The organism is Micromonospora sp. LOL_013, from assembly GCF_048060315.1.
In the GTDB taxonomy this organism is placed as follows: domain Bacteria; phylum Actinomycetota; class Actinomycetes; order Mycobacteriales; family Micromonosporaceae; genus Micromonospora_E.
In genome coordinates this window covers 1-11,835 of sequence record NZ_JBHMIQ010000009.1, presented here as the reverse complement: position 1 = coordinate 11,835, position 11,835 = coordinate 1, and the positions used below count along the sequence as shown (strand labels likewise).

Here is an 11,835-nt window from a genome sequence, read left to right as displayed (position 1 = left end):
CAACCCGCTCGGGTGCCGGCCGGCGCTCGGCCGGCGCGGACCGGGTCAGGAGACCTCGACGACGACCTCCACCTCGACCGGCGCGCCGAGCGGAAGCTCGGCCACCCCGACGGCGCTGCGGGCGTGCCGGCCGGCATCGCCGAAGACCTCGCCGAACAGCTCGGATGCACCGTTGATCACGGCGGGCTGGCCGGTGAACCCGGCGGCCGAGGCGACGAACCCGGTGACCTTGACGATCCGGGTCACGGCGTCGAGACCGACCAGGGCGTCGATCGCGGCGAGCGCGTTCAACGCACACCGAGCGGCAAGTTCCCTGCCCTGTTCGGGGGTGACCTCGGCGCCGACCTTGCCGACGGCGAGCAGCGCTCCGTCGGCCATCGGCAGCTGGCCGGAGACGTAGACCTGCTGACCGGAGCGGACCGCCGGAACGTAGGCGGCCACCGGCGGAACCACGGTCGGCAGGCTCAGCCCCAGTTCGGTGAGGCGGGCGTGCGGGCCGCCGGTCACGACTTCGGCCGCTTCAGGTACGCCACCAGCTGGTCCGGGTTGGGGCCGGGAATCACGGTGACCAGTTCCCAGCCGTCCTCGCCCCAGTTGTCGAGGATCTGCTTGGTGGCATGCACCAGCAGCGGCACGGTTACGTACTCCCACTTCTGCATCGCGTTACGGCTCCTAGCTCTGATTCGGCAACCGCCACAGCCTACGGCCAACGGCCGGGACGGTGATCCGGGTGCATCGGCCAGATACCCTGATCGTCTGGTGGCGGCTACGGTCCGCCCACGACGAGACCTGAACCTGGGGATGAGGATGACGCAACCGCCCAGTGGCGAGGCACAGCCACCGGACGCACAGCCACCAGCGCCGGACGCACAGCCACCGGCGCCGGACGCACAGCCGACCGAGGCGCAGCCGACAGTGCCGGGGCAGTCGATCCCGCCGCCGCCCTGGCAGCGTCCCACCGCTGCGCCGTTCGCGGCGGCACCGGGTGGCCCGCCGAGTCCGCCGCCGCCGGGTCAGACCGCCGCGGCCGCCGCCGGCCGCCGACGCGGCCTGCTGATCACCTCGGTGGTGCTCGGTGTCGTACTGCTGCTCTGCGGTGGTGGCGGCATCGCGGCATTCCTGGTGATCAACAACTTGGAGACGGGTAGCGGCGCGGCCGAACCGGTCGCCGCCGTGGACGATTTCCTCCACGCCGTGTACACCGACCGGGACGTCACGGCCGCAGCCGACCTGGTCTGCCGGGAGGCCCGGGACGAGTCCGCGCTGATTGAGAAGGTGGAGGAGATCGAGGGCTACTCGTCGACGTACCGCAACCCGCAGTTCGAGTGGAACGTGCCGACCGTCGATGAGCAGGACGAAGATCGGGCAGTCGTCTCGGTCACCGTGCGCATGGTCACCGAGGACGAGCGCAGCGCGGAGCAGGATCTCAGCTTCGTGGTGGTGCAGAAGTCCGGCTGGTTCGTCTGCGACGTCAACTGAGCCGCGCCGCGCACTAGTCTGGTTGGACGTGGGGGTCACCGAGCAGTCACCTGTCGCCGCCGTACCCGGCTGGCCGTCCCGGTTGCATGTGGTGACCGGCAAGGGCGGGACCGGCAAGACCAGTGTCGCCGCCGCGTTGGCGCTCGCCCTGGCCGGCTCGGGCAAGCGCACCCTGCTCGCCGAGGTGGAGGGCCGCCAGGGCATCGCACAGCTGTTCGGCATCGGGCCGCTGCCGTACCAGGAGCGCCGGATCACCGCCTCGGCCGCCGGAGGCGAGGTCCGCGCCCTGGCGGTGGACCCGGAGGAGGCGCTGCTGGAGTACCTCGACATGTTCTACAAGCTGGGCGCGGCCGGGCGGGCGCTGCGGCGCCTGGGCGCCATCGACTTCGCCACCACCATCGCTCCCGGGCTACGCGACGTCCTGCTCACCGGCAAGGTGAAGGAGGCCACCACCAGGATGGTGGACCGGCGGCGGGTCTACGACGCGGTGGTGCTCGACGCACCGCCCACCGGGCGAATCGGCCGGTTCCTGAACGTGACCGCCGAGGCTGCCCGGCTGGCAAAGGTCGGCCCGATCAAGACCCAGAGCGAGGGCGTCGCGGTACTGCTGCGCTCACCGATCACCGCGGTGCACGTGGTGACCCTGCTGGAGGAGATGCCGGTGCAGGAGACCCTCGACGCGGTCGCCGACCTGACCGCGCTGGGCATCCCGGTGGGCAACGTGATCGTCAACTCGGCCCGGCCGCCGTTGCTCGCCAACGGGCCGGTCGGCCAGACGCAGCTTCGGCGCGGGCTGGCCGCAGCCGGGCTGCCGACCGACCGGGAGACGGTGACCGGCCTGCGGGCCGAGGCACAGGAGCACCTCACCCGCCGCACGCTGGAGGACTCGCTGCTGACCGACCTGGTCGAGTTGGGCCGGCCGATCGTCCGGCTGCCGCTGCTGCCGGACGGGGTCACCCGCGAGGGCCTGGACACGCTGGCCGCAGCGTTGCTGACCGGCACCGGGTCAGCCGCTGGAAGCGACCTCACAGCGACTTGATCGGCGAATCCTGGGCCGACCCCGATACGCTCGACAGGTGCCTCCTGATCACGCAGCGCCACCGCTGGACGTCGACCGGATCCTGGCGGATCCGGGCGTACGGATCGTGGTCTGCTGCGGTGCTGGTGGGGTGGGCAAGACGACAACCGCGGCGGCCCTGGCGCTGCGCGCCGCCGAGCGGCACGGCCGGCGCACCGTGGTGCTCACCATCGACCCGGCCCGCCGGCTGGCGCAGTCACTGGGCCTGACCGAGCTGGACAACACTCCCCGGCAGGTCAAGGGCATCGAGGCGGAGGTCAGCGGCGGCGAGTTGCACGCCATGATGCTGGACATGAAGCGCACCTTCGACGAGGTGGTGCTCGCGCACACCGACACGGACAAGGCCGCCGAGATCTTCGCGAACCCGTTCTACCAGGCCATGAGCTCGACCTTCGCTGGCACGCAGGAGTACATGGCGATGGAGAAGCTGGGCCAGCTGCACGCCGGTGGCGAGTGGGATCTGATCGTGGTCGACACGCCGCCGTCGCGGTCCGCGCTGGATTTCCTGGACGCGCCGGCCCGGTTGGCGCGCTTTCTGGACGGCCGGATGCTCCGACTGCTGCTGGCGCCGGCCCGGGCCGGTGGTCGAAGTATGTTCAGCCTGGTGACCGCGTCGTTCGGGGTGTTCTCCCGGGCGGTACAGAAGATCCTCGGCGCCCAGTTGCTCAGTGACCTGTCCGGTTTCGTGGCGGCGCTGGACTCGATGTTCGGCGGCTTCCGGCAGCGGGCCGAGCAGACGTACCGGGTCCTGCAGGCCGACGAGACGGCGTTTCTGCTGGTCGCGGCACCGGAGCCGGATGCGGTACGGGAGGCGGCGTACTTCGCCGGTCGGCTCGGCGCGGAGCGGATGCCGCTCGCCGGGCTGGTACTCAATCGGGTGCACGAACCGGCCGTCCCCGGGTTGTCCGCCGAGCGGAGCCTGACCGCCGCGCGGGAGCTGGACCGCGACGGTGGGCATCCGGCGACGGCGGAGGTGCTGCGGGTGCACGCCGCCGTGGCACAGCAGTCGGCGCGGGAGCGCCGGGTGGCGGCGATGTTCACCGACGCGTTCCCGCAGGTGCCGGTGGCGACCGTCCGCGCGCAGCCCGCCGACGTGCACGACGTCGACGGGCTACGGACGATCGGCCACACGGTCGCCGGCTGAGCCTGATCCTGCGCGGCTCCCTCTGGTCGCGCGCACAGCTCCCGGTTCAGCGGATCACTTGGTGGCGACGAGCACCTTTTCGCGGTCCCGCATGGCTGCTTCGAACATCTTGCGCCAGCTCGCCACCTGCGGGTGCCGGCGCAGCAGGGCCCGCCGTTCCCGTTCGGTCATGCCGCCCCAGACCCCGAATTCGATCCGGTTGTCGAGTGCGTCGGCCAGGCACTCGTACCGGACCGGGCAGCCCCGGCAGATGCGCTTGGCCACGTTCTGCTCAGCGCCCTGCACGAACAACGCGTCCGGGTCTCCGCTCTGGCACGCCGCCAGGCTGGGCCAATCAGCGATCATGCCCATCGTTCCACGTCCCCCCTAGCAATTTCCGCTTGCAACCGGTGGAGTCAGTCGGCAAGCCGGGCGGCCGACGCTGCTTTCCCCCGCAGCACGCCGCCGTGCGATCCTCGCCGGACCATCATGATCTGTAGTCGGATGATTGCGCAACGTTATCGACGAAATCCACCTATCCGGACACAACGCACTTGTCGGGCGCTCTGCCGGGCAGAGATACCCGAGGCGGAAACGGGGAAACCCGCCTCCCACACCTCCCGGGGGAGAAGTAGGCGACGGAGACCACAACCGGCGGACGGGTCTCTGCGTTTAGCACAACGAGGCCGGAGCCGGCAGGAAATGCACAGGTGCGCCACACGGCGACCTCTTAAGTCCCTCACGTACCCTGACTGGGTGACCTTGATGCGGAAGCGAGACCACAACCCACTGACCAACGCCGCATCGCTGCTGATCTGCGGGCTGCTGGCCGGCGTGGTGGTCGCCGCTGCCGCGTTCCCCGCGGTGGCGATGTCGGGCCTGGCAGCCAAGGCAGGCGCGGAGACCTTCGACAAGCTGCCCAGCGAGCTGACCGTCAAGCGGGCGCCGCAGATCAGCTACCTGTACGCCGCCGACGGCAAGACCACGCTCGCCGCGATGTACGACGAGAACCGCCGCGACGTCCCGCTCAAGGACGTCGCGCCGATCATGCGGGCGGCGATCATCGCGGCCGAGGACCACAACTTCTACGAGCACAACGGGGTCGACGTCAAGGGCGTCGCACGGGCCTTCGTCGCCAACCAGGGTGCCGGCGAGACCACTCAGGGCGCCTCGACGCTGACCATGCAGTACGTCCGGCTGGCCATCGCCTACTCGGCGACCCACCCTGAGGACGTGATCGCCGCCACCGAGGACACCAACGCCCGGAAGCTGCGCGAGATGAAGTACGCGATGCAGCTCACCAAGGAGATGACCAAGGACGAGGTGCTGGAGCGCTACCTCAACATCGCCCCGTTCGGCAACGGCGCGTACGGCGTCTTCGCGGCCAGCCAGGTCTACTTCAGCAAGCAGCCGGCGGACCTCACCATCGACGAGGCCGCCATGCTCGCCGGCCTGGTCAAGGCCCCGACGGCGTTCGACCCGACCACGCCGGGCGGTTACCCACAGGCCGTCGACCGGCGCAACTACGTCATTGACAACATGGTGAAGACCGGGGCGATCACCCAGGAGGAAGCCGACGAGGCCAAGGCCGTCGAGCTGGTCGTCAACGGCAAGCGCGCGCCGAACGGCTGCGTCGCCGCCAACAAGAACCACTGGGGCTTCTTCTGCGACTTCTTCTACCGCTGGTGGATGGAGCAGGAGACGTTCGGCGCCACCAGCTACGACCGGGAGCGACGGCTCAAGAGCGGCGGCTACCACATCGTCACCAGCCTCGACCTGCAGACGCAGGACGCGGCGAAGAAGGCCGTCGAGAACGCCCTGAAGACCGGCAGCAAGCACGCGCTGATGGTGGCGGCGGTCGAGCCGGGCACCGGGTACGTACGCGGCATGGCGGTCAACCGCAACTACAAGCTCGACGACCCGGACAACCCGAAGAACAAGCTCTCCAGCGACCCGAAGAAGGCCGACAAGGGCATCCGGGGCACCTACCCGAACACGACGAACCCGCTGCTCACCGGTGGCGGTGACATCACCGGTTACCAGTTCGGCTCGACGTTCAAGATCTTCCCGCTGGTGGCGGCCCTGGAGAAGGGCTACCCGCTGGAGTACACGATCAACGCGAAGAGCCCGTACGAGTCGAAGTACATCGTCGAACGGGGCAGCCCGGCCGCCTGCGCGGGCACCAACAAGTACTGCCCGAAGAATGCCAGCTCCAGCATGAACGGCGTACACAACATGTGGAGCGCCTTCGGCGCCTCGGTCAACACGTACTTCGTGCCGTTGCAGGAGCGGGTCGGCGCGGCCTCCGCCGTCGATGTGGCGCAGCGCCTCGGCATCACCTTCCGGGCTTCCAACGACGCCCGGTTCGCCGCCGACCCGGAGGGCGCCAACCAGTGGGGCGCCTTCACCCTCGGCGTGTCCAGCACCACGCCGCTGGAGATGGCGAACGCCTACGCCACGCTCGCCGCCGACGGCAAGTACTGCAAGCCGATCCCGGTCAAGGAGATCCGCGACCAGGACGGCAACAGCCTGGACATCGCCCAGCCGCAGTGCAAGCAGGTGGTCTCCACCGAGGTGGCCCGGGCCGCGATCGACGCGGCGCGCTGCCCGGTCGGCGACAACTCGTCGACGTCGCAGTGCCGGGGCCGCACCGCCAGCGGCGTGCGTAGCGTCGTCGGGCACCCGGTGGCCGGCAAGACCGGCACCACCGACGCGGAGAAGACCGCCACCATGGTGGTGACTACCAAGCAGCTCGCCGTCGCCGGGGTGCTGGCCGACCCGGACTGGGCCGACACCAACGCCACCATGTCGCACAACATCGTCAACCCGGCGGTCTACGAGACGCTGCGGGATGCGATGAAGGGCAAGGAGAAGCAGCAGTTCAAGGCACCGAGCGGCAAACTGGTCCGCGGCGAGCAGCGCTCCATCCCGGGCGTGCAGTGCCAGTCGATCGACAACGCCCGGTCCCGGCTGGCCGGCGCCGGATTCGAGGTCGAGGTGGACCGATCCGGTGCGGTCGACTCCACCTGCCCGGCCGGCACCGCCGCCGGCACCAGCCCCAGCGGCCGCACCATCAAGGGCGGCGTGGTGATCATCCGGGTCAGCAACGGCCAGGGGGCCCAGCCGAGCCCGGGCGACGGTGACGGTGACGGTGGTCCGGGCAACGGTCCCGGCAACGGGCCGGGCCGTCCCGGCAACCCGGACGACTGACCGACGGTAACGAACGGCGGGGCGGGCACCGATGATCGGTGCCCGCCCCTGTCGCTACTTCATGATCAGATTCGTCTCTTCGACGCGACACGCCGGGCGGGTATCAGATGAGGCGCATCGGATCATGCATGCGTACAGCGCCAGCCGACGCTCACAGTCCGAGCTGACGGCGTACCTCGGCTGCCACCCGGCCCCCCTCGGCCTGGCCGGCCACCGCGGCCTGGGCCGCCTTCATGGCCGGGCCCATCTGGGCCTTGCCGGCGAACCCACCCTCGGCCAACGCGGTGGCGACGATGCCGGCCAACGCCTCGTCGTCGAGCTGACGCGGCAGGTAGCGGTCCAGCACCTCGCCCTCTGCCCGCTCCTTGGCTGCCTGGTCGACCCGGCCGGCGTCGGCGAAAGCCGCAGCCGCCTCCCGGCGCTTCTTCGCCTCCTTGGTCAGCACGGCCAACGCCTCCTCGTCGGACAGCTCCCGCTTGGCCCTGCCGGCGACCTCGGCGTTGCCGATCGCGGCCAGCGCCATCCGCAGGGTGGAGGTGGTCAGCTCGTCACGGGCCTTCAACGCGGCTCGCATGTCAGCAGTCAGGCGGTCCTTCACGGTGCTCATGAGTGGCCAAACTACCCTGGTCGGCATGCGAAAGCGCACCGTATTCCGGCTCGCCGCCGGCACCGCAGCACTCGGCGCCGCCACCCTGGCGTACGCCTCGCTCATCGAGCGCAACATGTTCACCCTGCGCCGGTTCGACGTGCCGGTGCTCGCGCCGGACGCGGAACCGCTGCGCATCCTGCACCTGTCCGACATGCACATGATGCCCGACCAGCGGCGCAAACAGGCCTGGGTGGCGGCGCTGGCCGGGCTGGACCCGGACCTGGTCGTGGTCACCGGCGACAACCTGGCCGACCCGGACGCCGTGCCGGGCGCGCTGCGCGCCCTGCAGCCGCTGCTGGACCTGCCCGGCGCGTTCGTCTTCGGGTCCAACGACTACACCGGCCCGGTGTGGAAGAACCCGCTGGGCTACCTGCTGCCCGAGCGGGACTACCGACCCGGCCCGGACCTGCCGTTCGAGGAGCTGCGCGAGGTGCTGGTCGGCGCCGGCTGGCACGACCTGAACAACCGCCGGGCGTCATTCAAGGCCGGCGGCCGGCTGATCGACGCGGCCGGGGTGGACGACCCGCACATCGAGCGCGACGACTACGCCGCCGTCGCCGGCCGGCCGTCGCCGGAGGCCGACCTGAGTCTCGGCCTGACCCACTCCCCCGAGCCCCGGGTGCTGGACGAGATGGCCGCCGACGGGCTCGACCTGCTGCTCGCCGGACACACCCACGGCGGGCAGGTCTGCATGCCGTTCGTCGGCGCCCTGGTCACCAACTGCGATCTGCCCCGGTCGATGGCCAAGGGCCTGCACCGGTGGCCGGGCACCGACTCGTGGCTGCACGTCTCGGCCGGGCTGGGCACCCACCCGACCGCGCCGGTCCGGTTCGCCTGCCCACCAGAGGCCACCCTGCTGACCCTGATCGCACGCTGACGCAGGTCAGCCGGCGTCCGGTGACGCGCCACCCGGGGGCGTCGGCGGCGCACCGGGGATACCGGATTTGCCCTGCCGGGCCGGTGGGCTAGTATTGCCCAGCGGACCTCGGGGTGTGGCGCAGTTTGGTAGCGCGCTTCGTTCGGGACGAAGAGGTCGTCGGTTCAAATCCGGCCACCCCGACCAGGTCAAGGGCCGTGTCGACGATGACGACACGGCCCTTCGCATGTCCAACTGCGTGTCTGAGCGCCCTGGCTGGTGCAGTCGAGTTTCTTACCTGGCGGCGGATCGCCGGATGAGGCGGTAGCGGGGCGGGGGTGGGTCCGGACGCCCGCGATGCTCGTGTTGGTGTTCACGCACCTGGTTCTCCCAGATCTCCTGGTCGTAGTCGGGGTCGGGCGGGATCCAGCGGTGTGAGCCGTCGTCGTAGTGCATCGGTTCGTCGCCGGGGCGCAAAATCGACATCTACAGCCAGCCGAGAAATCGCCAGTAGAGGTCGCCGCCTTGCCCGGTCGGCAGGTCGGTCATCGCCTCGATCAGGTTGGTGGCGAGGTAGACCGACAGGGAGACGCGGGCGTCGGCGTACTCGATCGTGAGTTGTCGCCGGCTGTCCAGGCACGGCCAGGCATGCCCGCAGCCGGCGCAGACCCAGCTCGGGCGGACCGGGACGTGCATGCTCATCCGGCGTTCTCCGGCTGGTCGGCGGCGGCGACATGGACGCCGAGATCGTGGAGCCGGTTGAGCGCGACCTCGGTGCGCCAGCAGCGGCCGGCGGCGGCGAGCGGGTCACCGCAGGCGCAGCCGTCGGCGCGCGGTGCGTGCCGGTCGACCAGCTCCGTCAGGTGGTCGATCTCAACCTGGCGGGGGACGGGGTCAGCCATCGGCCGACGCGGTGCGGTCGCTAACCGGATCGCCGCCGGCCGGGTCGGGGCCGGGGTCACCCCATACCCGGGTACGCAGCGACGGGCGGTCGGTGGCCGACAGTGTGGTGTCGGCGAAGTCGACGACGTCGAGGTGGGCCAGCGAGTCCCGCAGCGCGGCGGCGAACCGGGCGGCGGCTTCGATGCCGGTGAGCCGGGTCGGCAGGTGGATGGTCCAGCGCGGTTCGTCGCTCACCAGTGACCTCCGTTGCCGCCGGTCTGGCGCTGGTGCTCCGACTGGTAGACGCCGGCGGGCGGGTCGTTGAACCGGCAGCCGACGTGGCGTTGCCGCCACTGCCGCAGCCCTTCGCGTAGCCAGTCGGCCTCGGCCCGGTCGACGGCGGCCTGCCGGGTGAGCCGGTCCAGCTCGTCGGCGACGTCGCGCAGGTACGCGTACACCGCCGCTGGGTCCAGCCCACGCCACCGGGTGTCGAACTGCATCGCCCTGACCTGCCACGGCTCGACGAGTACGCCCTGCCGAGGCACCACCCGCCCCCGCCTGCTCCGCTGCTCCATGACTTCTCCTCGTGAACTCGACACCAAAAGCTCAGCCAACAGCCAGGGGAGGCCACGCTGATCGACAACTCGCATCTATGGATGAGCCGATTAGTAGTTCGAATCGCGAAGCGCAATCGTTCGTCATCCAATGATCATCGCCGCGCTCTACTCCGGTGCGGCAGGACCTGTTTGTAGTAAACGGATTGTCGGCGTCCTCCGGTAGCCTGTGAGGACACTGGACGCGTTGAACGCGTTGAACGCCGGTCCGACCAGGGAGGCTGCGGATGACACGGCAGCAGAGGAAACGCAACGAGCAACTGCGGGAAATGATCAAGGCGTGCCGGTGGTCATACGATGCCTGTGCCGCAGCAGTTCGAGTCATCGCCCGCGAGCACAACGACGACCTGCGATCCTGCGATCGGTCACACGTCGGCCACTGGGTCGCAGGGGTACGGCCAAGTGGTCGAACCCCTCGCTACCTCGCCGAAGCGGTCAGCCGTCGACTCGGTCATCTCGTCTCACCGACCGACCTTGGCTTCGACGTGGACGGTAGCCTGGAAGCCGACCTAGGCGGACTCGACTGGTGGGTGGACGACTGCGCCACCAACCTCGTGACGATCGGGAGGGCCGACTTGGAGCGACGAGCTTTCGCGCTCAAAGCCTTGTACTCGCTGGCTGCGCTCGCGGTTCCTTTCGAGTCCTGGCAGGAGGTCGCAGACCGAGGGCGACGCGCACAAGGCGGTGGGGTCGCGGTAGGCCGCAGCGAGATTGACGCCGTGCGAGACATGCTGGCGGTGTTCAGCCGAGCTGACGAGCGGTTCGGCGGCGGCCACGCCCGTCTTGCGGTCATTCAATACCTTTCGTCAGATGTCGCTGACTATCTGCGCGGCAGGTTCTCGTCCGACTCGGAACGCAGGGCAATGTTCAGCCTGGCTGCGGAGATGACCTACCTTGCCGGATGGAAAGCATTTGATTCGTCCCTGCACGGCCTAGCTCAGCGGTACTACGTCCAATCACTGCGGCTCGCGAATGAAGCCGACGACCGCGCACTTGCAGCGTTCACTCTGCGTGCGATGGCTCATCAGGCTGTTGACCTCGGTCACGGGCAACAGGCGCTCAACCTCGCGGAATCCGCTCTCGGCTGGTCAAAGGGAAGCTCCACCCCGGCCGCCACTGCTCTGTTCGCGATCCTAGTGGCGCGGGGTCACGCGGCAACAGGTGACCGTACACGCACCTCCACGGCGATCTCTGCTGCCGAGAAGCGCCTTGCGGAATCTGCACCGGACGAGGAGCCGCCGTGGATTCGGACCAGCGGTTTCACGGAAACCTCGCTTGCTAGTCAAGCTGGACAGGCCCTGCGGGATCTGGGAGATATGTCGGGCGCCGAGATGCAGCTCCGCCGGTCGATTGCGACTCGAAACTCAGATGTCTACCGCCGTATTCACACGCTGACGTTAGCCAACCTGGGCGACGTGCAGTGCGCGCAGGGCCGTCTCGGCGAGGCAGCCGCGAACTGGAACATGGCCATGGACGCGATGACTGGCGTCAAGTCGGGCCGGGCGCGTGCCGCCGTGAAGAACATGCGAGCGCGTCTGGGTGGCGTTGGCCAGCGCCTACCCTCATTCGCTAAACAACTTGATCAGCGCGGTGCCGCTCTTCTTCGTGATGGAAGTATACCTTCGGAGACCTGACCAGATGCACGATCTTCTGGATCTAGCAGCACCGCCCGACCCGCCACCGTCAGAATGCGCCGTCAAGGTGTGGCGGGCAGAGCCGCAGCCTGCTCCGCAGGAGTGCGGGTAGACGGCACAGGGGAGGCAGGACGAAACAGACGTGATCCGGACTGGTGAGCGATTCGGAGTGGCAGAAGGCTACTGTTGGGAGGCTCGCAGCCGCCCGACTCATCGAGGTAGCAGAGGTGCAAGATTCTCCCTCAAACGCTAAGCCTCGATCCACCGACGCGGTTCGTCTTGAGCTCGGTTGAGTAGTTTCGGTATTGGG

General features: G+C 69.3%; 15 protein-coding genes and 1 tRNA gene. 7 read left to right on the top strand and 9 right to left on the bottom strand.

Annotated features, from left to right (window positions below; genetic code table 11):
- Positions 1-45: 45 nt before the first annotated feature.
- Together ACFHWS_RS08030 and ACFHWS_RS08025 are read right to left on the bottom strand one after the other, a co-directional pair.
- On the bottom strand, positions 46-507 hold the full coding sequence (locus ACFHWS_RS08030; RefSeq protein ID WP_416552070.1) for a RidA family protein: 462 nt from the start codon (positions 505-507) through the stop codon (positions 46-48).
- On the bottom strand, positions 504-659 hold the full coding sequence (locus tag ACFHWS_RS08025; RefSeq protein ID WP_123603862.1) for a DUF4177 domain-containing protein: 156 nt from the start codon (positions 657-659) through the stop codon (positions 504-506). The genes ACFHWS_RS08030 and ACFHWS_RS08025 overlap by 4 nt, the downstream gene beginning before the upstream one ends.
- Before the next feature lie 148 nt (positions 660-807).
- Here ACFHWS_RS08025 and ACFHWS_RS08020 point away from each other — a divergent pair, with 148 nt between their 5' ends.
- The 3 genes from ACFHWS_RS08020 to ACFHWS_RS08010 are packed head-to-tail and all read left to right on the top strand — an operon-like array spanning position 808 to position 3,701.
- A complete protein-coding gene (locus tag ACFHWS_RS08020; RefSeq protein ID WP_416552071.1) occupies positions 808-1,479 on the top strand; it encodes a hypothetical protein in 672 nt (223 codons plus the stop codon).
- Between the two features lie 28 nt (positions 1,480-1,507).
- A complete protein-coding gene (locus ACFHWS_RS08015) occupies positions 1,508-2,518 on the top strand; it encodes an ArsA family ATPase (protein WP_416552072.1) in 1,011 nt (336 codons plus the stop codon).
- Between the two features lie 37 nt (positions 2,519-2,555).
- Positions 2,556-3,701, top strand: coding sequence for an ArsA family ATPase (locus tag ACFHWS_RS08010; protein ID WP_416552073.1), 1,146 nt, complete (start codon positions 2,556-2,558; stop codon positions 3,699-3,701).
- 54 nt (positions 3,702-3,755) lie between these two features.
- Here ACFHWS_RS08010 and ACFHWS_RS08005 read toward each other — a convergent pair whose 3' ends face one another.
- Complete coding sequence (locus ACFHWS_RS08005; RefSeq protein WP_123603865.1) at positions 3,756-4,052, bottom strand: WhiB family transcriptional regulator; 297 nt, start codon at positions 4,050-4,052, stop codon at positions 3,756-3,758.
- A 393-nt stretch (positions 4,053-4,445) separates the two neighbouring features.
- Here ACFHWS_RS08005 and ACFHWS_RS08000 point away from each other — a divergent pair, with 393 nt between their 5' ends.
- Positions 4,446-6,890, top strand: a complete 2,445-nt coding sequence (locus ACFHWS_RS08000; protein ID WP_416567958.1) for a penicillin-binding protein — start codon at positions 4,446-4,448, stop codon at positions 6,888-6,890.
- Positions 6,891-7,041: 151 nt separating this feature from the next.
- On the opposite strand, the gene ACFHWS_RS07995 is transcribed toward ACFHWS_RS08000, so the two are convergent.
- Positions 7,042-7,497: a GatB/YqeY domain-containing protein gene (locus tag ACFHWS_RS07995; RefSeq protein ID WP_416552074.1), complete on the bottom strand. Its 456-nt coding sequence runs from the start codon at positions 7,495-7,497 to the stop codon at positions 7,042-7,044.
- 25 nt (positions 7,498-7,522) lie between these two features.
- On the opposite strand from ACFHWS_RS07995, the gene ACFHWS_RS07990 reads away from it, so the two are divergent.
- Positions 7,523-8,416, top strand: coding sequence for a metallophosphoesterase (locus ACFHWS_RS07990; protein WP_416567921.1), 894 nt, complete (start codon positions 7,523-7,525; stop codon positions 8,414-8,416).
- A gap of 109 nt (positions 8,417-8,525) precedes the next feature.
- Positions 8,526-8,602 (top strand) — tRNA-Pro (locus tag ACFHWS_RS07985).
- 87 nt (positions 8,603-8,689) lie between these two features.
- Here ACFHWS_RS07985 and ACFHWS_RS07980 read toward each other — a convergent pair.
- The 5 genes from ACFHWS_RS07980 to ACFHWS_RS07960 are packed head-to-tail and all read right to left on the bottom strand — an operon-like array spanning position 8,690 to position 9,852.
- Positions 8,690-8,881: a hypothetical protein gene (locus ACFHWS_RS07980; protein ID WP_281555796.1), complete on the bottom strand. Its 192-nt coding sequence runs from the start codon at positions 8,879-8,881 to the stop codon at positions 8,690-8,692.
- Complete coding sequence (locus ACFHWS_RS07975) at positions 8,882-9,097, bottom strand: flavin reductase (RefSeq protein ID WP_416567920.1); 216 nt, start codon at positions 9,095-9,097, stop codon at positions 8,882-8,884.
- Positions 9,094-9,297, bottom strand: a complete 204-nt coding sequence (locus ACFHWS_RS07970; RefSeq protein ID WP_416567919.1) for a hypothetical protein — start codon at positions 9,295-9,297, stop codon at positions 9,094-9,096. The genes ACFHWS_RS07975 and ACFHWS_RS07970 overlap by 4 nt, the downstream gene beginning before the upstream one ends.
- Entirely contained in the window at positions 9,290-9,532 is a 243-nt protein-coding gene (locus tag ACFHWS_RS07965; RefSeq protein WP_416567918.1) for a hypothetical protein, read from the bottom strand. The genes ACFHWS_RS07970 and ACFHWS_RS07965 overlap by 8 nt, the downstream gene beginning before the upstream one ends.
- Positions 9,529-9,852: a DivIVA domain-containing protein gene (locus ACFHWS_RS07960; protein WP_416567917.1), complete on the bottom strand. Its 324-nt coding sequence runs from the start codon at positions 9,850-9,852 to the stop codon at positions 9,529-9,531. The genes ACFHWS_RS07965 and ACFHWS_RS07960 overlap by 4 nt, the downstream gene beginning before the upstream one ends.
- Before the next feature lie 266 nt (positions 9,853-10,118).
- Here ACFHWS_RS07960 and ACFHWS_RS07955 point away from each other — a divergent pair, with 266 nt between their 5' ends.
- The gene (locus tag ACFHWS_RS07955) at positions 10,119-11,525 is read left to right on the top strand and encodes a Tat pathway signal protein (RefSeq protein ID WP_416567916.1); all 1,407 of its coding nucleotides are present in this window, start codon (positions 10,119-10,121) and stop codon (positions 11,523-11,525) included.
- Positions 11,526-11,835: the final 310 nt, after the last annotated feature.

Bases quoted from the DNA above. Each gene is read 5' to 3' on its own strand.
- ACFHWS_RS08025 (WP_123603862.1), bottom strand. From the start codon at position 659: ATGCAGAAGTGGGAGTACGTAACCGTGCCGCTGCTGGTGCATGCCACC.
- ACFHWS_RS08020 (WP_416552071.1), top strand. From the start codon at position 808: ATGACGCAACCGCCCAGTGGCGAGGCACAGCCACCGGACGCACAGCCA.
- ACFHWS_RS08005 (WP_123603865.1), bottom strand. From the start codon at position 4,052: ATGGGCATGATCGCTGATTGGCCCAGCCTGGCGGCGTGCCAGAGCGGA.
- ACFHWS_RS08000 (WP_416567958.1), top strand. From the start codon at position 4,446: ATGCGGAAGCGAGACCACAACCCACTGACCAACGCCGCATCGCTGCTG.
- ACFHWS_RS07995 (WP_416552074.1), bottom strand. From the start codon at position 7,497: ATGAGCACCGTGAAGGACCGCCTGACTGCTGACATGCGAGCCGCGTTG.
- ACFHWS_RS07990 (WP_416567921.1), top strand. From the start codon at position 7,523: ATGCGAAAGCGCACCGTATTCCGGCTCGCCGCCGGCACCGCAGCACTC.
- ACFHWS_RS07980 (WP_281555796.1), bottom strand. From the start codon at position 8,881: ATGTCGATTTTGCGCCCCGGCGACGAACCGATGCACTACGACGACGGC.
- ACFHWS_RS07975 (WP_416567920.1), bottom strand. From the start codon at position 9,097: ATGAGCATGCACGTCCCGGTCCGCCCGAGCTGGGTCTGCGCCGGCTGC.
- ACFHWS_RS07970 (WP_416567919.1), bottom strand. From the start codon at position 9,297: ATGGCTGACCCCGTCCCCCGCCAGGTTGAGATCGACCACCTGACGGAG.
- ACFHWS_RS07960 (WP_416567917.1), bottom strand. From the start codon at position 9,852: ATGGAGCAGCGGAGCAGGCGGGGGCGGGTGGTGCCTCGGCAGGGCGTA.
- ACFHWS_RS07955 (WP_416567916.1), top strand. From the start codon at position 10,119: ATGACACGGCAGCAGAGGAAACGCAACGAGCAACTGCGGGAAATGATC.